Source organism: Thalassobacillus devorans, from assembly GCF_900176565.1.
GTDB lineage: Bacteria > Bacillota > Bacilli > Bacillales > Halobacillaceae > Thalassobacillus > Thalassobacillus devorans_A.
On sequence record NZ_FXEH01000006.1, the window covers coordinates 770,335 to 791,706 of the forward strand.

Sequence of the window (21,372 nt, forward strand, 5' to 3'; positions counted from 1 at the left end):
GGGTCATTTCAGCTTTAGCTCGAGGAGGCTTGCCGACTTCCCCGCGGAAAGCGAGTTATTTCCCGGACCTTTAAGCTTTATATGGTAACGGAACCGCCTTTCATAACACTTTCTAAGCTAAGCACTTGAATCATTTTAGAATCAAGTGAGCCGGGTGATTCATGCGGCGGGTTAACCTGTGGTAAGATGAAAGCACTAATGCTTTTCCAAAAGGAGGATATTATGAGAAAACTTACAGTCCTGTTGTTGCTGGTGCTGCTTACGGTCGCCTTAACAGCATGCAATAACGAGGAAGAACCAACAGCAGAAGAAAGATTCACGGAATACATAACCTTATGGGAAGACGGCAAGTTTGAAGAAATGTATGAAATGATGAGCGCTTCCTCAAAAGAGAAATTCAGTAAAGAGGAAGCGGTTGAGCGATTTGAAAAAATCTATCAGGATGTTGGAATTGAAGAGTTGAAACTAGACTTTGAACAAAATGAGGAAGAAGAAGATGCTGAAAATGAATCAGAGAAAACAATCCCTTTTCAGGCATCCATGAATTCTGTTGCTGGTGAAATCGAATTTGATTATGAAGCGACCTGGACCAAAGAGGAACGGGAAGTAGACGGCGAAACAGAGGAAAACTGGTATGTCAACTGGAACCCGGGCTTCATTTTTCCAGAAATAGCGGATGGCCAGGGAGTAGGCATCACTTCCGTCCCCGCAGAACGTGGAGAAATCTTTGATCGAAATGGAAATGGATTAGCTATCAATGGTGACTTTATCGAATTTGGTGTCGTTCCAGGTCAATTAGGTGAAGAGGAAGAAGAAACGAAACAGGAGCTTGCCGAATTGCTTGATATGTCGGTAGAAGCAATAGATCAAAAACTTGATGCCGGCTGGGTACAGGAAGATTCGTTTGTCCCCTTAAAAAAAATACCAGCCGAAGAGAAGGAGAGAATCGAAGCGATTGCTGATGTCGATGCTGCAACCTCCCGTGAAGCGACGGGGCGCTATTATCCATACGGGGAAGCGGCTGCGCATCTGACCGGCTATATCCGTCAGGTCACTGCGGAGGACCTGGAAAAATTAGATGATGAAAAATACAACAGCAATAGCGTAATCGGCCATGGAGGCTTGGAAGCAGAGTTTGAAGAAACGTTAAGCGGAAAGCCAGGGGTCGAAGTATACGCCGTAGATAAGGAAACGGATGAAAGAACAACGATTGCAGAGACAGAGGTCGAGCACGGGGAAGATGTAGAACTTACCGTTGATGCCGAAGTGCAAGAGAAGGTCTATCAGTCTTATGACGGCGAAGCAGGAGCAACCGCGGCTATCAAGCCCACCACAGGGGAAACATTGGCACTCGTAAGCTCACCTGCCATCGATCCGAACTTGCGAGTTTATGGTACCAACCAGGATATCGACGATAAGCTGGAGCCAAGTCTGAACCGGGCGATGCATACATTTGCGCCGGGATCCGTGGTTAAACCGATAACTGCTGCTATTGCTATGACCAACGGGGCGATCGAGCCGGAAGAAACGATGGATATTAATGGAAAAACATGGTCAAAAGATGATGGTTCGTGGGGGAGTTATGAAATCAGCCGGGTGACGGAATTTAATGGTCCGGTCGATGTCACCAACGCACTGATTCGTTCTGATAATATTTTCTTTGCCCGTACGGCTTTGAAAATGGAACCGGAAACGTTCCGGAGCGGGCTGGAGGAATTCGGGTTTAACGAGGAAATCCCATATGATTACCCACTTTATAATTCTCAGATTTCCAATGAAGATACCTTCGGGGATGATTTATTGATGGCAAACACAGCCTATGGCCAGGGACAAATGGAAATGTCTGTGCTGCACCTTGCCACAGCCTATACGCCATTCTTCAATGATGGTAACTTATTGAAGCCAGCCATTGTTCAATCCGATAATCAGCCGGAGGTCTGGAAAGAGAACGTAACCGATCCGCAATATAACGATGTCATCAAAAACGCCTTGCGCCAGGTAGTTGCTCATGAGGCAGGAACCGCACGTGCAGCTAATATCGACGGAAAAGCACTCGCTGGTAAGACGGGAACTGCCGAACTGAAGCGTACGAAAGAGGAAGAAGGAGAGGAGAACGGCTGGTTTGTCGTTTATCCGAGCGAAAATACGGATATATTACTTGCAATGATGAAAGAAAATGCCAAAAGCGGGGATGTTGTCGAGCAGGCAGCGGAGTTATTCCGAAAAATGGAATAACTGCCCGCTTGTTGCTAAATCCAGAATAGTTTTTTATAATGAAACCAGTACAAAAAAAGCATAGATTCGAAGCCTTCCAAGGGGAGCCGAGCATGGCTGAGAGTGGACATTGTCCTTACCCTTCGAACCTGTTAGTTAATACTAGCGTAGGAATGGTGGCTTTTATGATGGTGCAATGCAAACGGAATCCGTCCATCTGGAAGCTTCCCCCTTGGCATTGCTTTTTTTGTTGCCAAAAATCAAGGGGAGTGATTTAAAAGTGAGAAACAAACGAACATTATTTATGGTGGAAGTCGCGATATTTGCAGCGCTTGCGACGTTATTGGACTTTATCCCGATTTTTAAAATGCCACAGGGCGGCTCGGTGTCGCTTGCCATGATACCTGTTTTCCTTATCGCATTTCGCTGGGGATTAAAAGGCGGACTGCTGACCGGGTTCCTTTATGGTGTATTCCAGATTATCGTCGGTCAGGCATATATTCTGACACCACTACAGGCTTTTATTGAATATGGACTGGCATTCACGGCACTGGGATTAGCAGGGATATTTGCAAGCACAGTCAAACAATCATTGATTAACCATAATACGAAGAAATTCTTCACGTATGTTTCGCTCGGTATTCTATTAGGCAGTGCCTTGCGATTCTTTGCCCATGTGGTTGCGGGCGTGGTATTCTTTGCCGAGTACACCGAGGCAGAAAATATCTGGCTCTACTCACTGGGTTACAATGCATCCTATATGGTACCAGCTGCCATCATCAGTGCTCTCGGACTCGGGTATCTATTTAAGAAACAGCCGCGGATTATCCTGAATGATCAGGAACAGGCATCTTACCGGGCGGCAGCAAGACCCAATCAACAAATCAATTGATAGCGATTAACCTTGTCATAAGCTTATGGCAAGGTTTTTTATTTTTTAAAAAGGGAATATAGTATGATGGTGAAAAAGGGGGAAAAGATAATGCGAGAATTAGTCGGAGAATGCAGCCGTTGCGGGAAAAAAGTCTATTGTGAGGATGGCTTCCTGGATGGTGTCTATGAAAATAAAAAATTATATTGTAATGACTGTTATAAAAAGGAAGAGGAACGAGAACAGTGAAAAAATATGGAGCTAGAGTTCAGGAAAAATTTAAAACAGCTTTATCGAAAAAGCGGGTATGGACGCTTCTTGTACTGGTAGTGGTTTTAGCAGGAATGATATTTTATCATACTTCCTATAAAGCATTGCCGGAAGGGCTTTCTTACGAAGGCGACGTCCATGAATTGGAAGATATCGAATTCATTTATAACCTTACTTACCCCGATCCAGAAGGAGAAAGTGTCCAGGAGCTCCGTATTTTTGATGAAGTCAATGACATGATTTCTAAAGCAGAAGAATTCGTTGTCATCGATATGTTCTTTTTCAATAGCTATACCGATGGAATCGAAGGGCTTCCAGAACTTTCCGGAAACCTTGCGGATGCCCTTATCGCACAAAAAAAGAAACACCCTGACTTGAAGGTGGTCTTTATTACGGACCGGGTCAATACTGTCTATGATTCCTACCAGCCAAAAGAAATCGAGCGGCTCCGTAATCATGATATTGATGTAGTGATGACGAGCCTGGAAGAGCTTCGAGATTCTAATCCGCTTTATTCCTCTGTTTGGCGCCTGTTTTTCCAATGGTTCGGCCAGGAAGGAAATGGCTGGATTCCAAATCCGATGGCCTCTGATGCGCCTGAGGTCACGTTCCGCTCCTACATGGACATGATGAACATTAAGGCGAATCACAGAAAGACCGTCGTAACGGAAAAGGAAGCGATGGTGTCATCAGCTAACCCGCATGATATTTGAGCGGGCATAATGAAAACATAGCTTTCAAGGTGAAAGGGCCGATTTTGAAGGATATTCTGGAAGCAGAAAAAGCAGTGGTTGACTACTCCGCAGAGGAGGAAGTTGACTTCCCGAATAGCGATGATTATACGTTTGACGAGCAACAAGGAAACCTGAAGACTCAATATCTTACAGAGGGGAAGATTTACCGGGCACTTCTGGAAGATATCAACAGAATTGAAAAGAATGATACCGTGTGGCTCGGCATGTTTTATTTAGCTGATCGTAAAATTTTGAATGGCTTGAAGGATGCTGCAGAAAGAGGTGCTGCAATCAACATTGTTATGGACCCGAATAAAACGGCATTCGGAAACCAGAAAACGGGACTTCCTAACCTCCCTGTAGCGGCGGAACTTCAAAATCTGGAAAACGAACAAATTACGATACGATGGTATAATGTCGATGAAGAGCAATACCATACCAAAATGATTTATATTGACAAACCGGTTGATGAAGATGTAATCATTGGCGGCTCCGCCAACTTTACCTATAGGAATATGGCCAACTTGAATCTGGAAGCTGACCTGAGGATTCAAGGTCCAGAGGAAGAACAAGTGATGCAGGATGTCGGGGATTATTTCGACCGAATATGGAATAATGAGGATGCAACGTATACGGTTGCTTATGAGGATAATGAAAGTGATTTGAACTTCTTACTTAGTTTGACCTATCGGCTACAGAAATTAATCTGGTTCACCACCTATTAAAACCTACCCCGGAGCCCTCCAAAATTTGGAGGGCTCCGGGGTATTTACTAAAAAACGAGTGGAAAGTCCACTCGTTTCCATTAAGCAATAATGTTTTCCACGTTATCTGTCTCCGTGACAATCAGGAGAACTTTTCCTTCATCCATTTCTTCTTCATAGCTGTCTGCTTCACTATCGCTGAAGCCCATTTCAGATAGTTTCGTGCGAAGTTCATCCCCTTTTTTGCTGAACAAGTTCGTTACATAATTTTTCAAGTCTTGTTCAGAGAAACCGATCTTGTTGGCGTTGGCATTGCTTGCTAAACGGTCAGTGCGGTCATCGTCATGGGTCAGAATATAGACGTTATCACTATCGATTCCTTTATCTTTTAACTTTTTAACATCTTCGACTACTTTTTCATCATTCTGGTATTCACGAATAAATGGTTTCATTGAAATCATCTCCTTCTCATGATTGTTCACTATCTTAATTACCGTTTGCTCTTCACTTTAAACAAAAGGTTACTAGAGATTATGGTGGTTGGGAAAACGGATCGCTTTCCGTGGGCATGTGGTGAGCTTCCTCAGGCTTCGCCTTGCGGGATCTCACCGCTCATGTTCATCCCACTGGAGTCTCACCGTTTTCCCAACCACCATACCATTATAAGAATCTCGAAATTCCTATTGACAATACTATCTAATTAGAATAGTGTCTAATTAGATAAACATCAAATAAAGGGGTTGAGTTTTTATGCAGCTGGATAAGATGGTGAAGTTTCATAAGGCAGTTGGAGATGTGACAAGGATACGGATTATCACATTATTGAAAAAAGGGCCGATGCATGGCCAGGAAATCGCCAATCGCCTGGGATTAAGGGCACCTACCATCACGCACCATATCGTCAAGTTGAAAGACACCGGCATGGTATATGCGAGACGGGATAAGAATACGATTTATTTCCATCTGGATGAAAAGAAACTGGAATACATGACGACTGCCATATTACGAATCGGGGAGGAGAACTTTTTGAAAAGTGAAGAATTGCAAATGTCGGAACAGGAAAAACAGAAAGTCGTCCAAAACTTTGTCACCTCAGAAGGTAAACTAAAGCAGATTCCGAGTCAGTTGAAAAAGAAACTCGTAATCCTGAGCTATTTTGTGCGGCATTTTGAAACAGGGAAAGTCTATGATGAAAAAGAGGTCAATGACTATATCAAAACCTTTCATGACGATTATGCGACTATCCGCCGGGAATGGGTGATGCAGCAGTTCATGTACCGCGAAAATAATCGCTATCAGCTGAATCCTGTAGAAATGTGGCCGGTTATTTTTGAAAAATAGGTTTTATCACTCTCCGAAAAGGTTAGTAGTTTATATAACGGGAAATTTATACTTCACCTGGTATTCAAATTACTTCCATCAATCTAGTAGGGGAGGAAGATAGTATGTTAGAGCGTGACCATACTGTTGTCACCATCAACGGTCAAGAATACTTAGCAGATCCAGGACAGAATCTATTGGATCTTATTAATACCACCGGGGAAAATATCCCGCAGATTTGCTATAACGAATCGTTAGGACCAATTGAAACGTGCGATACATGTATCGTCCAGGTAAATGGTGAACTGACCCGTGCCTGCGGAACTAAAGTCGAAGCAGGTATGCGTGTCCAAACCAACCTCGAGGAAGTTCATGATGCTCAGAAAGAGGCATTGGATACGATCTTGGAGAAGCATGAACTGTATTGTACGGTGTGTGATTACAACAACGGCGACTGTGAAATACATAATGCCGTTTCTGAATTTGGACTGGAACATCAATCCCGGGAATTCAAACCGACTTCCTATGAAACTGATCGCTCTGGGTCCTTTTACCGCTATGACCCGAACCAATGTATCTTGTGCGGCCGCTGTGTCGAGGCTTGCCAGGATATCGTCGTCAATGAAACACTCACCATCGATTGGGACCGGAAAGAGCCGCGTGTCCTTTGGGATAATGATGTTTCCATCGACCAGTCTTCCTGTGTGAACTGCGGGCTGTGCGTAACTGCATGCCCTTGTAACGCTTTATTAGAAAAAGACATGGAAGGGGAAGCAGGCTACCTGACGGATCAGGAACCAGGTCTGCTCCGTTCTATGATTGATTTAACCAAAAAAGTCGAATCCGGATATGGGCCGTTATTGGCTGTATCCGATACAGAAGCCAAAATGCGCGAAGACCGTATCAAGAAGACAAAGACCGTTTGTACGTATTGCGGTGTAGGCTGCAGCTTCGATGTGTGGACAAAGGATCGTCAAGTGCTGAAAGTCGAACCTCACGCCCAGTCTCCGGCAAACGGCATTGCTACCTGCGTTAAAGGGCGTTTCGGCTGGGACTATGTCAACAGTGAAAAACGTCTGAGAAAGCCTTTGATTCGCCGTGGCGATCATTTTGAAGAAGTGGAATGGGATGAAGCAATTCAATATGTCGCTAAACGTTTCACAGAAATTAAAGCAGAGTACGGTCCAGATGCGTTAGGGTTCATCGCATCTTCCAAAGCGACAAATGAAGAATCCTACCTGATGCAGAAGCTCTCCCGTCAGGTGATTGGGACAAATAACGTGGATAACTGCTCCCGCTACTGTCAGTCACCGGCTACAAAAGGGCTGTTTAGAACCGTAGGTCACGGTGGTGATTCCGGTTCGATCGACGACATTGCAAAAGCTGACCTTGTCATGACAATTGGATCAAATACGGCCGAATCACATCCGGTACTGGCCTCCCGCATCAAGCGTTCCCATAAGCTGTTCGGACAGAAACTGTTCGTATTCGATCTCCGAAAGCATGAAATGGCCCGTCGTGCCGATCGTTTTTACGAGCCGAAGTCGGGTACCGACCTTGTCTGGTTATCCGCAGTGACCAAATATATCCTCGACCAGGGATGGGAAGATAAGAACTTCCTCGATGAATGGGTGGACGGCTTTGATGAGTACAGACAAAGCCTTGAAAAATATACCCTGGAGTATGCGGAAGAATTGACAGGTATCTCGCAGGAGGAATTGAAGGATCTCGCCAAAGAAATTGCAGAGCAGGATAAAGTTGCAATTTGCTGGGCGATGGGTGTCACGCAGCATATGCTCGGAAGTGATACAAGCACAGCAATTTCCAATCTGCTCTTGATCACTGGAAATTACCGTCGTCCAGGAACAGGCGCTTATCCACTGCGCGGGCACAATAATGTCCAGGGCTGCAGTGACTTCGGAAGCATGCCTAATTACTTCCCGGGTTATGAGTTCGTAACCGATGATCATGCACGTAACCGATATGAAAAGGCATGGAACGTCGATCTTCCGAAAGAACCAGGAATGGATAACCATGAACAAATCAAAGCGATGCATGAAGGGAAGCTGAAGTCTTTCTATGTTAAAGGGGAAGACACCGGTATCGTTGATGCAAACATCAACTATGTTACCGCCGGTTTTGAAAAGCTGGACTTCATGGTTGTTCAGGATCTTTTCCTGACAAAAACAGCCGAGTACGCTGATGTGGTACTGCCTGCATGTGCCAGCCTGGAAAAAGACGGCACATTCACCAACACGGAGCGCCGGATCCAACGCCTGTACAAGGCATTGGAACCAATGTATGATGCGAAACCGGATTGGGAAATCATCCAGTTGATTGCTAAAGAGCTTGGAGCTGACTGGGGCTACACCCATCCAGAGCAGATCATGGAAGAAGCGGCGAGTCTCGCACCATTATTTGCAGGTGTCAGCTATGAAAAGCTGGAAGGATTCGAATCCCTGCAATGGCCGGTACATGAGGATGGCACGGATGAGCCGCTGCTGTTCCAGGAAGGTTTCAATTTTGACAATGGAAAAGCGAAGCTCTACCCATTGGATTTCCAGCTTCAATATGATGTCACGGAAGAGTATGACCTTCATATCAATAACGGACGTTTGCTCGAGCACTTCCATGAAGGAAACATGACGTACGAATCGGAAGGTATTGTCCGCCGAACTCCTAGTGCGTGGGTGGAAATTTCACCGGAGCTCGCAGAAGAAAGAGGCTTGAAAGAAGGTGGAGAGATCAAGCTGATTTCAGAAGCAGGAGAAGCGACAGGAATCGTCACGATCACCGACCGTGTGAAAGGAAAAGAATTGTATATTCCAATGAGTGCCAATGGTAAATCAGCTGTCAACTTCCTGACGGACAACCGTGTCGATAAGGACACCGATACACCGGCATATAAAGAAATTGCCGCCAAATTAGAAGTTGTCCAGAAAAAAGGGGAGAAGTCTCCGATTCCACCGAATAACCACCGACGCGGAAACCGCCAGCCACAAATAAGTGTCCAGGTAGAGCGGAAGTGGCAGCGGGATGACTACAAATTCCCAGGAAGCAAGGTGAAGAAAAATGGCTAAATCGTTGACGAATATCAAGCGGATGGAAGTGCCAAAAGAAGTACAGGTCGATAGGGATATGGAGGAAATTAAAGAAGCGGTATCAGAAAATAAACATGCCATTCTTGAAGGAATCAAGCTTTTGAAAGCATTGGATGATGCCGATACTTTGCAAGCCCTGTACGCATTGACGAATCATCGTAAGGATGCGATGAGGCTGATGGCGAAGGAACTGAACAAGGATCAATATTCCGGTGTCCTGGAAAATCTCACTGGATTCATGTTCCTGCTGGGAGAACTGGATGTGGATGCAATCCGTAACCTATCCGACCGTGTCAATCGCGGCTTGGAAGAAACGGAAAAAGAACCGGAATCAAAAACCGGCTTCATGGATCTTGCCAAAGCTTTGAAGGATCCGGAAATCAACCGCAGTGTCACGATGCTGATGCAGTTTTTAAAAGGAATGGGAAGAGATTAATAAGGAAAATCCAGCACCGGGGAAGGTGCTGGATTTTTTTTAGATCCGGGTTTTTTTCTATATGGCGATGAAAAACCAGATAATCATGATCAGTTGAATTACAATTTTAGCGACCGAACCACTAAGGAAACCGAACAGGGAACCGATGCTCGCGCGAAAGGCATCCTGAGGCGAGCGCTGCTGCAGCAACTCCACGATTAATACTGCAACAAACGGAACGATGAGAATTCCCAACGGAGGAATAATAAACGAGCCAACGATGACTCCGATCGCTGCGGACCGCTCTCCCCATTTGGTGCCGCCATATTTTTTTACAAAAAAACTGTTCGCAATAATGTCTGACACAAATAGCAGGACGGTAAGCAATACCATCGCCGTCCAGAAAAAGCCGGATAGCTCGCTATTATTTAAAAAGAAGTGGAATAACAAAAAGCCGGCCCAAATTGCCAGAGTACCTGGAATAATCGGGAAAACCAGGCTGAGAAAACTTAATAAGAATAAAAGAATGATAATAACCCATAGGATGACATCCATTCCCACACCTCCGCTTTTTCGTTCAAACCTTGCTATATCTATCTTCCATCGTACACTAAATTAGAAAAAGACGCATAGCTTTACTGCTCATGCGTCTTTTACTCTTATTCGCCGGTTATTTCAAATGAATCATCAATAGTAATTCCCGGAGCGGAACGCTGTTCCAAGGCCCTGGCTAGACCGTGGCTGTCCGGGTGGGGCTTGATGAGATCATCCTCAATGAAATGGGGAAGAAAGCTGTAGGTAGCTGCTTCATTTTCATCGATTTCGACTTGCAATATACCTGTCTGTGCTGTTTCTCCCTCTACGTAATCCGGGAAGAGGAAATTGCCTAACGAATAGGCGATCAATTTCCCTTTATACATCTCAAATCCCTGGAGTACATGGGGATGGCTTCCGATTATGCCATCCGCACCGGCATCAATCATGGCGTGTGCATATAACTGTTCGGACTCATTAAATTGAATTTCTTTTTCGTTCCCCCAATGGATTTGGACGAAAACATAGTCATTCTTTTCTTTTGTCGCCTGGATGATGTTGATCACCCGCTCCATCTGATAGCCGCTTGCTGCACCCGGCCGTTCACCAACTGCATACCATTCGATAAATGGGAGGACTTTAGAAAAATTCAAGAAAGCGACACGCTTCCCTTGTATCTCTGTTTCGAATGCCTGATAAGCCTCATTTTCCGTCCTGCCGGCCCCGATGGTTTCTAAGCCCGCTTCCTCTGCAAAATGCAGCGTATCAGTCAGTCCGTCAATCCCATAGTCCAGGGTGTGGTTGTTCGCAAGTGCGACCCCATCGACACCGATTTGTTTTAGAGAGGACATCGCCTCAGGTCTCGTCCTGAAATTGTACAGTTTATCCTCTTTCGTACCACGTTCCGTGACAGCGGTTTCCAAATTGATGAATGTAAAATCATCGTTCAAAAAGTAGTCGTTGACATGCTGGAAGGGATAGGCGTGCCCATTTTCAGCTACGGTTTGTTCCAGTGACATGGCAAACAGAACGTCACCAGTAAATGTAAGTGTCATCGACGAGGGCTCGGGTTCTGGATCTGGAAGTTCCTCCGCTTCAGTTCCTTTCGCTTCCTTATCTTCAGGAGAAGCTTCTTCTTTTTCCTCAGCAGGGGGGCTTCCTTGTGCGCTTACATGACGGCTTGTTTCTTTTTCTTCAGCAGAACTGCAACCAACGATAAAAATAAGTGAAAAAAACAGGATAGTAACTATGTATTTCAATGATGATGACTCCTTATGTAATAAAATAGTAACGAAATCAAGCAATCTATTTGACAAAATAAAAACATAACAACTTCATACTAATATACAATACTATCCAATACAACATAATATTAGAAGATAGTAGATTATTATTACATAAATGGGTGATATCTCATAATTACTAATTATATAGAAAGCGTGCGTTAACCTGTTTTAAGAGATAACTAGTTTACATGGAAGACACGGCCCCCGGTATAGGTGCAAAATTAGTAAATTAGAGAGACAAAATGAAAAATATAGGAGACAAATTAAAAACTTTAAGAGAAGATAATGGCGGAAGAGAGACACGGAAGCCTTATCGGAGACAATCTATGGAGATCCTCCATAGAAAAAGACCGGCTGGTAATCAGCCGGCCATCGATCCATTATTTTATTCCTAATTGCTGTCTGTCAGGGGGTGCCATGAATTCCGGACCTACTGGGTCTTTGACATGGCGCATCAGAATTTCATCGATGTCGCGCAGGCTGTCTTCATCGATGTCAAAATCAAGTTCGTCGATCGGATTCATTTGATCCGGGCGGCGTCCGCCCATCAAAGCGATGTCGGCGCCTGGCTGCTGGATGACCCATTTCAATGCCAGGTGAAGGACACGTTTTCCAAACCTGTCCTGGGCCAGTTTGTCCAATTCGTCCACGGCGCTCAAGTATTGCTCAAACCGCGGCTGTTGGAACTTCGGATCTTCTTTTCGTAAATCATCTCCTTCAAAGCTGCGGTCTTTTGTCATTTTTCCAGACAATAATCCCCGGCATAAGGAACCATATAATAAGGAAGACATATTGTTTTCCTGTACGTAAGGGAGCACATCATTCTCCGCTTCACGCTCAAATAGGTTATACGGAGGCTGCAGGGTATGCAATGGAGCAGATTCCCGGAAGTAATCCATTTGCTCCGGCGTAAAATTACTGACGCCAATGGCACGTATTTTTCCCTGTTTATAGAGGTAGTTCAACGCTTCTGCTGTTTCGTCAATCGGTGTCACCGGGTCAGGCCAGTGAACCTGATAAATATCGATGTAATCCGTTTGCAGCCGTCTTAGAGAATCATCGATTTCCTGGTGGATCCGTTCTTTACTGCCATTCCGGAATGGCTGCTCGTTTTTCCAATCCAAACCGACTTTCGTGGCAAGAACGATGTCATCCCGGCTGCCATAGTCCTTTACAGCTTTCCCGATGATTTCTTCTGACCGGCCAAACCCGTATACCGGTGCTGTGTCAATCAAGTTGACGCCTTTATCCAGTGCGGTATGGATGGTGCGGATTGAGTCTTTCTCATCGGTACCGCCCCACATCCAGCCGCCGATCGCCCATGTGCCAAGACCGATCGGACTCACTTTCAAGTCCGTGTTGCTGATTTGTATTCTATCCATGAATATCACTCCCATACTGCAAGTCTCTCTACCGCTGTTCCCGTTATGGCACGAGTTTAATCGTTCCACTTCAATCGATTAACGGACTAAGTTCCTCGACAACTTTGCTCAGATCGTCGTGAATCACTTGATCGAATAAATAATCCTTACCCGTCGGCTCCCCGTTGATCATAATAGAAGGGATGCCACGATAGGAGGCATATTCCGGAAGCAGGTTGAACGGAGTGACAAAAAGGGACGTACCCATGACGAGCAGCACATCGACATGATCGAGAATCGCTTCCGCTTCATCATGTGCTGTAATCATATCTCCGAATAAAACGACACCAGGTTTCAAAATATCGCCACAGCCCGGTTCCTGACAATACGGAATTTCGTTCTTCATAACGTAATCAAGGCTGTAAGAAGCCTGGCAGGAGGGGCAGGATGCCTTGTTTAATGTACCGTGGTATTCGACAACCCGACTGTTTCCGGCCAACTGATGAAGGCCATCGACATTTTGTGTAATAATAGCGATATCTTTCCCAGTATCTTCGAGTCGTTTGAAAAATTGATGCACCTGGTTTGGCTGATAGTTTTTCAACAGTTTCAACCGAAAAATGCTTTTATATTTATTCCAAAAGTCCACCGGGTCTTGGAAGAAGTACTGGCTGGACATATAATATTCACGTGCGTGATCTTCCGTCCACAATCCTTCGCTGGACCGAAAATCAGGAATGCCGCTTGCGGTTGATACTCCAGCACCAGTTAAAACGGCAACCGAGTTCGCCTCCTGGATGAGTGTTGCTATTTGATCTAAGTTGTTCATGAACTTCCCTCCCAGGTAAAGAATTGAAAGTATCCTAATTATAGTACACACGAGCCTAACAATTAAATCTGAAGGAAGTATAAAATAATAGAACAGCTCAGGATAAGAGCTGTTCTACTATGGAAAAGAATATTATTTTTTATTGAAGCCTTTTTTCTTAACATGATCTGTGACATCCATCCGAATTGTGTTCTGGAACCGGCGTTTCATCTGGTCTGTCCAGGTGTCCGTGCGGTTGTTCTCTGATCTTTTTTCATAATATTTAGCGATCCTGTCATCGAAACGATCGAGCACATCTTCATGCTGTCGGTAGCTGTTTTCAAAATAGACAGCATCAATCGGAAGGCGTGGTTTTTGTTCCGGGTGGTGTGCTGGATAGCCAATTGCCATGCCGAAAAGGGGAATGACGTGTTTTGGCAGATCCAATAATTCATCGACTCTGGCAATGTTATTTCGGACACTGCCGATGTAGCAGATGCCGAGCCCCATAGACTCTGCTGCAATTGCCGCATTTTGTGCTGCGAGAGCGGCATCAATGGCAGAAACAAGAAAATGTTCGCTGTTTTCCAGATTGTCCCGCATTGCTTCATATTCTTCCTCATTCGCTTTGACTGTCACCCGGTTCAAATCCGCACAAAAGATAAGAAAATGGCCATTATCTTTTACATAGCTTTGTCCTGTTATTTCCGCAAGATCCGCTTTTTTTTCTTCGTCCGTCACCCCGATAATGGAGTAAGCCATCATATAGCTCGAAGTGGAAGCGTGCTGGGCGCTTGATATTATCATTTCGATTTGCTGCTCGTTCAATTTCTTTGATTTGAACTTCCTGATGGAGCGGTGACTTAACAAATTTTCAATCATTTCATTCATGGTGATTCCCCTTTATATCTAGTTAATAGTTAACGTGATGGTGGTGGTTGGTGCACCTTTAGATTTCCAATTTTCCAGATTGTAAGAAGCGTAGTCCTCGACTCTTGGAATGTCGATCGTCAATTCCCCAGCGGATGTCCATCCCATATTTTCAATTGGGTACTGGTAACCCTGATAGGTAACTTCCGGTAAGTTTTCCTCATTAATAGTCAACGTCTTTTCTTCAAGGTTGCTCAAATCAACCACTTCCACATGGTGGGTGGTGACTCCCTCCTGGTTGGTTCTGCCGAATTTGATAGCCATTTGACTGTCATGCGAAACCTGAACTTGTTCCAATTTAGCGAGATCCGCCAGCAACATGGATGTTTCCTTTGAAAAGTCAATCAGTATGTAGGAACAACGATTTTCATAACATGCAAATTCAATTAAAGCTTTATTAGCGTGTTCGTTCATTGTAACGGGTATAAATTTCATTGTCTCGAGTTTTGCTTGAGGGTCTTTGGACGTACTGACATAATTATTTAAAATCGAATGTTTCTTTAAATCAATCGTAAACGTATTCTCTCCCAGCTGGATTTGGTATTTATGTGGAAGTTTTTCTTCCTTTTGTTTGTCATCCTTTGCTTTCGTTGTCACATTCTCTTTTACTACTTCCATGTCTTCTGTTGCCTTACTGCTTTCAGAAGAACATCCGCCAATTACCAGAACGATACCCACTAGAAGAAACATAAACACGGGTTTCATTTTTTTAGCTCCTCTATTATTTTTCATCTCTATTATTATTCCTCTCTATTAAAAATTACCACTCCCCGAACGGGATTACAATATTTCACATCTTGAGAATATATAATAGAAGTTTTTTGTCTTAACAAAAAAGGAACGAAATCGGATGGATTTCGTTCCTTTGGGGACTTTATCTACTGTTTTGAAAAAAGGGGGAGTTAAAGCTTCATGTTTTTTGGACTATGGACCTCGGTCTGTGCGCCGTGGTCGAGATATTCTTCATTAAGGATTTCTTTGTCTTCTTTCGAAAGAGACGCGTCTTCCATCGAGCGGTTGCCTCTTTTTTCAATATAGATCGCAACGGCGATGAGTAGGGCAAGGGGTACTAAAAACATTAACCAAATCATGTTCAACCCTCCTTGCTTTAGTATGTTAATAAAATTCCCGAAATATGCAGGCGATAACCCTTTATGACAATAAAGAGGGAAAACGATGTGCTTTTTGAGATGCTTGTTATCTATTCGTAAACATACTTAGGTGAAAAGTACTACCGTTCTTGTCATAAAATTGCTTTTGGGGCAATATCCTTTTCTTAGGCCTGTATTATTCCAGTAAATCCCCCTTTTGCTAATACTCAGTTTCGAAATAGTGGTCCGAAAAGTAAAATCTAAATGTTTGAGGGATAACAGTTCTTCTGTTATCCTTTTTTATACGCGGTTGGGTACCTGTCCTGTTCGCGTTTTAATGAAAGAGGTGCCGGGAATACGCGTTATATCAAGGTTTTTACCTATTTGAATAAAGTTCAAAAAAAGTTAAGGCATACCCCCTTGACTATTTTGGAGAGATGCTTTAATATACATTGCAGGGTATTAAACCTGCCGGGGTATTAGAGGGTAACAACTTCTAGACAGTAAAAATATTAATAACATTCTCAAGGAGGAATTTATAATGAAAACAGCTATTATCGCAGCAAACGGTGGAGCGTTCGACGCTTACAAAGTATTGAACATTGCAAACGCATCTGCAACTTACGATGGTGAAACTGCAGTATTCTTCACATTCGAAGGTTTGAACTTGATCCACAAGGAAGCTCATAAGCAACTTCCAATGCCTGAAGGTACAGAACACTTCCAGGAAGGTTTTGAAAAAGCAAACGTACCATCTATCCCTGAATTGGTTGAAATGGCTCAGGAAATGGGCGTACGTTTCATCGCGTGCCAAATGACAATGGACGTTATGGGTCTTACGAAAGAAGACTTCGTTGACGGAATCGAAGTAGGCGGCGCAGCAACTTTCCTAAACTTTGCGAAAGACGCGGATGTATCTCTTACATTCTAATATACTAAGGTTTAAAGGAGTGGAGTAAATGGTAACAGTATATACAACAAGCACATGTCCTTATTGCACCATGGTCAAACAGTTTCTTGATCAAATGAGTGTCAGCTATAAGGAAGTAAATTTGGAAAATGATCCGGAAGAAGCGAGAAAGTTAGTGGAAACGACTGGAGAAATGGGAGTTCCACAAACGAATATTGACGGACAATGGATCATTGGATTCGACCCAGAAACATTCTTGAAGTATTTGCCGAAACAGTAAAAGCAGCTGAGACTTACCATTGTCATTGGCCCGTTTCGGCGTGATGGAAGGAGAATTTGAATGGCCGGTAAAATGTTTTCCCATGAGAAAGCCGAAAAATTGCTCGATCCAAAACGACAGGAAACTGTTCCTGTCGAGGAAGTCATCCGCCTTCTTGATTTGAATGGCGACGAAAAAGTCATCGATCTTGGAGCAGGAAACGGGTATTTGACATTACCGATTGCAAAAGCGACTACCGACCGTGTCACAGCGGTCGATATCCAGCCGGAAATGCTCGAGATGCTGGCGGAGCGTGCGGAAAAAGAAGGACTGGGAAATATCGATCGCCAGGAAAGTGGCTTGGATCGTCTTAATTTTCCCGATGGGTCCTTCCAGCGTGCGATTTCAGCCTTTGTCTTGCACGAGGTGCCGGATCTTGACCAGGCGTTAAGTGAAATTTACCGCATCATTCCTGAACATGGCATGTTTGTCGTACTGGATTGGGAAAAGGTAGAAGGTGAACAGGGTCCGCCGCTTCATGAGCGTATTCCATCTGAAGATATGGCTCATCAAGTAGAGCAGGCAGGTTTCTCTGTTAAAGTCGGCAAATTTAATAAGGACGTTTACTTTATTGTTGCCACTAAATAAAGGGTTGGAGGGAGCGCTTTCGCTTCCTCTGCCCGCTCCACTTATTTTTTTAAAAGTCCGCCAATAAGGAAAGGTTGACTTTTAAAAAAATAAGTTTAAACTATACCCATAGGGGTTATGGTAATAATGAAGAGGGGTAATGCTAAATGGAAACAATCATTACAATCGTAGCAGTAGCATTGATCATTGGCTTTTTAGCAAAACGATTGATGCCGGCAAAAGGCGTCGATCAGATTACAACATCACAATTGAAGGACGAAATGAAACAGAAAAAAGGGAAACAGTTCATAGACGTACGTACACCTGGCGAGTATCAGGCGAATCATATTAAAGGCTTTAACAACCTGCCGCTTCAGCAATTAGGAAAGCAAGCGGACCAGCTGGATAAAGAAAAGCCTGTCTATGTCATCTGCCAGAGTGGCGGCCGTTCCTCAGCAGCTTCTGGCATGCTGAAGAAGAAAGGTTTTGAAAAAGTGATCAATGTCCAAGGCGGCATGAACGCCTGGAGAGGTTAAAAGGAGGATTTCTAACAATGAATAGTTTAACTGCAGAACAAGTAAAAGAAAAAATGGAACAAGGGGAACAATTGAATATCGTCGACGTTCGTGAAGTCGGTGAAGTTAGCCAGGGTAAGATTCCTGGTGCGGTGAATATTCCGCTTCACTTGCTCGAGTTCCGTAAAGATGAATTGGATAAAAATAAAAACTATATCCTGGTGTGCCGCTCTGGCGGCCGCAGCGGTCAGGCTACACAATTCCTTGACCAGTATGGATATGACGTTACCAACATGGAAGGCGGCATGATGTCCTGGGCCGGTAAAGTCGAGTAATCGATCTGACGCAGACATTCAGCAACTTTCACTTATATAGGAGGTTTTTTCAATGAAAGTAAACGAAGTATTAGATGCAAAAGGGCTGGCTTGCCCGATGCCAATCGTAAAAACGAAAAAAGCGATGACGGACCTGGAGCCTGGCCACGTACTTGAAATCCAGGCAACCGACCGCGGTTCAATTGCCGATTTGGAAGCATGGTCTGAAAACATGGGTCATCAATACCTTGGTTATAAGGAAGATGGCGATGTTTTGTATCACTATGTTCGTAAGAGTTCCGACTCCGAAGATAAACCGGAGAAAAAACATGACCAGGTTGTTTCTAATGAAGACTTGGAAAGTAAATTGAATGACGAGGTCACTGTTCTTGATGTTCGTGAACCAGTGGAGTATGAATTCGGCCACATTCCTGGCGCTGTATCCGTACCGCTTGGAGAAATTGACGAAAAAGCAGATGAAATCGATAAAAATAAAGGTGTCTATGTTATTTGCCGCACCGGAAGCCGCAGTGACATGGCAGCTCAGAAACTTGCAGAAAAAGGCTACAACGTATTTAACGTAACGCCAGGCATGAAAGACTGGAAAGGCGACGTAGAAAAATAAATCATTAATTTGGAGGGGTTAATAATGCCAAAAGCAATGAGCGCACAAGAAATTGCACGTAAAGTAATTGATAAAGAAGAATTGTTCATTCTGGATGTTCGTAACCAAAAAGAATTCGCAGACTGGAAAATCGAAGGCGACAGTGTAGAAGTCATCAACGTACCTTATTTCGATCTTCTTGATGGTGTTGAAAGCATCATGGATAAACTTCCAAACGAAAATGTATTGGTTGTTTGTGCTAAAGAAGGTTCTTCTATGATGGTTGCCGACATGCTTGAAGAAACCGGCATGACCGGAGTATCTTACTTGAAAGGCGGTATGAAAGCCTGGAGTGAGTACCTCGAGCCAGTAAAAGTAGGCGATACTTCTGATGGCGGTGAACTTTACCAGTTCGTACGTCTAGGAAAAGGGTGCCTATCTTATATGGTCATCTCTGACGGCGAAGCAATGGTCATCGACTCTAACCGTATGATTCAGCCATACCTTGACTTTGCAAAAGAAAAGAATGCAAAAATCGTTCAAGTTGCAGACACTCACCTGCACGCGGACCACATCTCCGGCGGCCGTGCACTTCGTGAAGAAACAGGTGCGCAATACTGGCTGCCACCAAAAGATGCAACCGAGGTTCATTTCGATTACAACGCACTGGAGGATGGCACAGAAATCACAGTCGGTACCACTAAAGTTGGCGCACAAGCCGTATATTCTCCAGGTCACACGATCGGATCTACTTCTTTCATCATCGACAGCAAATACTTGTTGACTGGTGACATCCTGTTCGTAGAATCCATCGGCCGTCCGGACCTTGCTGGTCTTGCAGAAGACTGGGTCGGCGACTTGCGCGACACACTTTACAGCCGTTACAAAGAGCTGTCGGAAGACTTGGAAGTACTTCCTGCCCACTTCGCTAACATGAGTGAAGTACAGAATGATGGTAAAGTATCCGCACCACTAGGTGAGCTTTACAAAGTGAATAATGGCCTGAATGTGGAAGATGAAGGTGAATTCCGTAAGATGGTTACAGAAAACCTTCCACCACAACCAAACGCCTATCAGGAAATACGTCAGGTAAATATGGGTAAACTAACCCCAGAAGAAGAAGAAAAGCGCGAAATGGAAATCGGACCAAACCGCTGCGCGGTATCCTAATGGGCTGCCCCATTGTAGTGGGGCTCCCGGTTAATTTTAAAAAAGGAGTGTATCAAAATGGAAGCAAATAAAGTACTAGATGCAAAAGGTCTGGCATGCCCAATGCCAATCGTAAAGACAAAAAAAGCGATGGATGAACTAAACAGTGGAGATATCCTTGAAATCCACGCAACAGATAAAGGTGCAAAAGCAGACTTAGCAGCCTGGACAGATTCCAGTGGACACGAACTCGTCGAACAGAAAGAAGAAGACGAAGTCCTCAAATTCTGGATCAAGAAAGGCTAAAGAATAAAGGGGGACAGACATACCAGCACAGCTGGGTGGCTGTCCCTTTCCAATTGGTAAGGCTTTCATAGAGATAAAGGGAGGAAGAAAAAATGGATTTATGGTTTTATGTCACGATATTCCTAATTGGCTTTGCAGGTTCTTATGTTTCTGGAATGGTAGGGATCGGCGGATCGATTATTAAATATCCAATGCTCTTATATATACCACCTATGCTGGGATTCGCCGCTTTTACCGCACACGAAGTATCGGGAATCAGCGCCGTTCAGGTGTTTTTCGCAACCATTGCCGGTGCCTGGGCTTACCGTAAAGGCGGTTATCTCAATAAAGATCTGATTATTTATATGGGTGCAAGTATCCTGGTTGGTAGTTTCATAGGAAGCTATGGTTCAAGATTCATGGGTGAAAATGGGATACAGATTGTCTACGGCGTGCTCGCCTTGCTGGCAGCCATCATGATGTTTATTCCACGCAAAAATGTGGATGATATACCACCTGAAGAGGTGACCTTTAATAAAACAATAGCCGCAACGGCAGGTTTCTCCGTCGGTGTTGCAGCCGGTATCGTTGGTGCAGCAGGTGCCTTCCTGCTTGTTCCGATCATGTTAACGGTTCTAAAAATACCGACTCGCGTAACGATTGCAACTTCTCTGGCCGTAACGTTCATATCATCGATTGGTTCCACTGTCGGGAAGGTGATGACGGGGCAGGTTGTCCTCGTGCCTGCGATAATCATGATCATCGCAAGTCTGATCGCCTCACCGCTTGGTGCAAAAGCAGGTCAGAAAGTAAACACCAAATTGCTTCAAGGGATTCTGGCAGCACTGATCGTCGGAACTGCTATCAAAATCTGGTGGGACGTTCTGCTTTAATGGTTTACAATGGATTGGAAATCTATTAAGCTATAAATAACTGAAAAATTGCATAGCGAATTTCGAGCACTAGGGGTGCGTGTAAGCTGAGAGGAGTCTTGGACTCTGACCCTTAGAACCCGAACTGGATAATACCAGCGTGGGGAAGTGCATGGTCTAAGGTGACCCGTATAATAA

25 protein-coding genes and 2 riboswitches are annotated in these 21,372 nt (G+C 44.3%); of the genes, 17 read left to right on the forward strand and 8 right to left on the reverse strand.

What is annotated here, in order from left to right:
- Window positions 1-222: 222 nt before the first annotated feature.
- From B9Y67_RS14780 to B9Y67_RS21065, 5 genes are all read left to right on the forward strand, one after another.
- Entirely contained in the window at window positions 223-2,235 is a 2,013-nt protein-coding gene (locus tag B9Y67_RS14780) for a penicillin-binding transpeptidase domain-containing protein (protein ID WP_085507785.1), read from the forward strand.
- Window positions 2,236-2,304: 69 nt separating this feature from the next.
- Window positions 2,305-2,405: riboswitch (TPP riboswitch) on the forward strand.
- Window positions 2,406-2,464: 59 nt separating this feature from the next.
- Window positions 2,465-3,106, forward strand: coding sequence for an energy-coupled thiamine transporter ThiT (gene thiT, locus B9Y67_RS14785; RefSeq protein ID WP_369668768.1), 642 nt, complete (start codon window positions 2,465-2,467; stop codon window positions 3,104-3,106).
- 90 nt (window positions 3,107-3,196) lie between these two features.
- On the forward strand, window positions 3,197-3,334 hold the full coding sequence (locus B9Y67_RS20755; protein WP_176224019.1) for a hypothetical protein: 138 nt from the start codon (window positions 3,197-3,199) through the stop codon (window positions 3,332-3,334).
- A complete protein-coding gene (locus B9Y67_RS21060; protein ID WP_254901820.1) occupies window positions 3,331-4,068 on the forward strand; it encodes a phospholipase D-like domain-containing protein in 738 nt (245 codons plus the stop codon). Before B9Y67_RS20755 ends, B9Y67_RS21060 begins: the two co-directional genes overlap by 4 nt.
- Window positions 4,065-4,814 (forward strand): phospholipase D-like domain-containing protein, encoded by a 750-nt coding sequence (locus B9Y67_RS21065; protein WP_254901821.1) that lies wholly within the window; start codon window positions 4,065-4,067, stop codon window positions 4,812-4,814. The genes B9Y67_RS21060 and B9Y67_RS21065 overlap by 4 nt, the downstream gene beginning before the upstream one ends.
- A gap of 80 nt (window positions 4,815-4,894) precedes the next feature.
- Here the strand turns inward: B9Y67_RS21065 and B9Y67_RS14795 are convergent, their stop codons facing one another.
- Window positions 4,895-5,245, reverse strand: a complete 351-nt coding sequence (locus tag B9Y67_RS14795) for a YflT domain-containing protein (RefSeq protein ID WP_085507786.1) — start codon at window positions 5,243-5,245, stop codon at window positions 4,895-4,897.
- Window positions 5,246-5,543: 298 nt separating this feature from the next.
- On the opposite strand from B9Y67_RS14795, the gene B9Y67_RS14800 reads away from it, so the two are divergent.
- The 3 genes from B9Y67_RS14800 (at window position 5,544) to B9Y67_RS14810 (ending at window position 9,650) form a co-directional block, all read left to right on the forward strand.
- Window positions 5,544-6,134 (forward strand): DUF2087 domain-containing protein, encoded by a 591-nt coding sequence (locus B9Y67_RS14800; RefSeq protein ID WP_085507787.1) that lies wholly within the window; start codon window positions 5,544-5,546, stop codon window positions 6,132-6,134.
- Window positions 6,135-6,238: 104 nt separating this feature from the next.
- Window positions 6,239-9,193 carry a formate dehydrogenase subunit alpha gene (fdhF, locus tag B9Y67_RS14805; RefSeq protein WP_085507788.1) on the forward strand — a complete coding sequence of 985 codons (2,955 nt, stop codon included), beginning with the start codon at window positions 6,239-6,241 and terminating at the stop codon, window positions 9,191-9,193.
- A complete protein-coding gene (locus B9Y67_RS14810) occupies window positions 9,186-9,650 on the forward strand; it encodes a helical membrane plugin domain-containing protein (protein ID WP_085507789.1) in 465 nt (154 codons plus the stop codon). Before fdhF ends, B9Y67_RS14810 begins: the two co-directional genes overlap by 8 nt.
- A 57-nt stretch (window positions 9,651-9,707) precedes the next feature.
- Here B9Y67_RS14810 and B9Y67_RS14815 read toward each other — a convergent pair whose 3' ends face one another.
- The 7 genes from B9Y67_RS14815 to B9Y67_RS14845 form a co-directional block, all read right to left on the reverse strand.
- The gene (locus B9Y67_RS14815; protein ID WP_085507790.1) at window positions 9,708-10,184 is read right to left on the reverse strand and encodes a DUF456 domain-containing protein; all 477 of its coding nucleotides are present in this window, start codon (window positions 10,182-10,184) and stop codon (window positions 9,708-9,710) included.
- A gap of 104 nt (window positions 10,185-10,288) precedes the next feature.
- Window positions 10,289-11,422: a CapA family protein gene (locus B9Y67_RS14820; RefSeq protein ID WP_085507791.1), complete on the reverse strand. Its 1,134-nt coding sequence runs from the start codon at window positions 11,420-11,422 to the stop codon at window positions 10,289-10,291.
- Window positions 11,423-11,829: 407 nt separating this feature from the next.
- A complete protein-coding gene (locus tag B9Y67_RS14825; protein WP_085507792.1) occupies window positions 11,830-12,831 on the reverse strand; it encodes an aldo/keto reductase in 1,002 nt (333 codons plus the stop codon).
- A gap of 70 nt (window positions 12,832-12,901) precedes the next feature.
- Window positions 12,902-13,639 (reverse strand): NAD-dependent protein deacylase, encoded by a 738-nt coding sequence (locus tag B9Y67_RS14830; RefSeq protein WP_085507793.1) that lies wholly within the window; start codon window positions 13,637-13,639, stop codon window positions 12,902-12,904.
- Between the two features lie 132 nt (window positions 13,640-13,771).
- Complete coding sequence (nfsA, locus tag B9Y67_RS14835) at window positions 13,772-14,509, reverse strand: oxygen-insensitive NADPH nitroreductase (RefSeq protein ID WP_085507794.1); 738 nt, start codon at window positions 14,507-14,509, stop codon at window positions 13,772-13,774.
- Between the two features lie 18 nt (window positions 14,510-14,527).
- The gene (locus B9Y67_RS14840; RefSeq protein ID WP_085507795.1) at window positions 14,528-15,253 is read right to left on the reverse strand and encodes a hypothetical protein; all 726 of its coding nucleotides are present in this window, start codon (window positions 15,251-15,253) and stop codon (window positions 14,528-14,530) included.
- A 197-nt stretch (window positions 15,254-15,450) separates the two neighbouring features.
- Window positions 15,451-15,639 carry a hypothetical protein gene (locus B9Y67_RS14845; RefSeq protein WP_085507796.1) on the reverse strand — a complete coding sequence of 63 codons (189 nt, stop codon included), beginning with the start codon at window positions 15,637-15,639 and terminating at the stop codon, window positions 15,451-15,453.
- A 541-nt stretch (window positions 15,640-16,180) separates the two neighbouring features.
- Between B9Y67_RS14845 and B9Y67_RS14850 the strand changes: the two genes are divergently transcribed.
- From B9Y67_RS14850 to B9Y67_RS14890, 9 genes are all read left to right on the forward strand, one after another.
- Window positions 16,181-16,570, forward strand: a complete 390-nt coding sequence (locus B9Y67_RS14850) for a DsrE/DsrF/DrsH-like family protein (RefSeq protein ID WP_085507797.1) — start codon at window positions 16,181-16,183, stop codon at window positions 16,568-16,570.
- A gap of 28 nt (window positions 16,571-16,598) precedes the next feature.
- Window positions 16,599-16,829, forward strand: coding sequence for a glutaredoxin family protein (locus tag B9Y67_RS14855; protein WP_085507798.1), 231 nt, complete (start codon window positions 16,599-16,601; stop codon window positions 16,827-16,829).
- Between the two features lie 60 nt (window positions 16,830-16,889).
- Window positions 16,890-17,456 (forward strand): class I SAM-dependent methyltransferase, encoded by a 567-nt coding sequence (locus B9Y67_RS14860; protein WP_085507799.1) that lies wholly within the window; start codon window positions 16,890-16,892, stop codon window positions 17,454-17,456.
- A gap of 146 nt (window positions 17,457-17,602) precedes the next feature.
- Window positions 17,603-17,971, forward strand: a complete 369-nt coding sequence (locus B9Y67_RS14865) for a rhodanese-like domain-containing protein (RefSeq protein WP_085507800.1) — start codon at window positions 17,603-17,605, stop codon at window positions 17,969-17,971.
- Between the two features lie 17 nt (window positions 17,972-17,988).
- On the forward strand, window positions 17,989-18,285 hold the full coding sequence (locus B9Y67_RS14870) for a rhodanese-like domain-containing protein (RefSeq protein WP_085507801.1): 297 nt from the start codon (window positions 17,989-17,991) through the stop codon (window positions 18,283-18,285).
- A gap of 52 nt (window positions 18,286-18,337) precedes the next feature.
- Window positions 18,338-18,889: a sulfurtransferase TusA family protein gene (locus B9Y67_RS14875; protein WP_085507804.1), complete on the forward strand. Its 552-nt coding sequence runs from the start codon at window positions 18,338-18,340 to the stop codon at window positions 18,887-18,889.
- Window positions 18,890-18,913: 24 nt separating this feature from the next.
- Complete coding sequence (locus tag B9Y67_RS14880) at window positions 18,914-20,038, forward strand: MBL fold metallo-hydrolase (protein ID WP_085507806.1); 1,125 nt, start codon at window positions 18,914-18,916, stop codon at window positions 20,036-20,038.
- 57 nt (window positions 20,039-20,095) lie between these two features.
- Window positions 20,096-20,323, forward strand: a complete 228-nt coding sequence (locus tag B9Y67_RS14885) for a sulfurtransferase TusA family protein (protein WP_085507808.1) — start codon at window positions 20,096-20,098, stop codon at window positions 20,321-20,323.
- Window positions 20,324-20,415: 92 nt separating this feature from the next.
- Window positions 20,416-21,195 carry a sulfite exporter TauE/SafE family protein gene (locus tag B9Y67_RS14890; RefSeq protein WP_085507811.1) on the forward strand — a complete coding sequence of 260 codons (780 nt, stop codon included), beginning with the start codon at window positions 20,416-20,418 and terminating at the stop codon, window positions 21,193-21,195.
- A 61-nt stretch (window positions 21,196-21,256) separates the two neighbouring features.
- A riboswitch (TPP riboswitch) is annotated at window positions 21,257-21,358 on the forward strand.
- The last annotated feature ends 14 nt before the right edge of the window (window positions 21,359-21,372 follow it).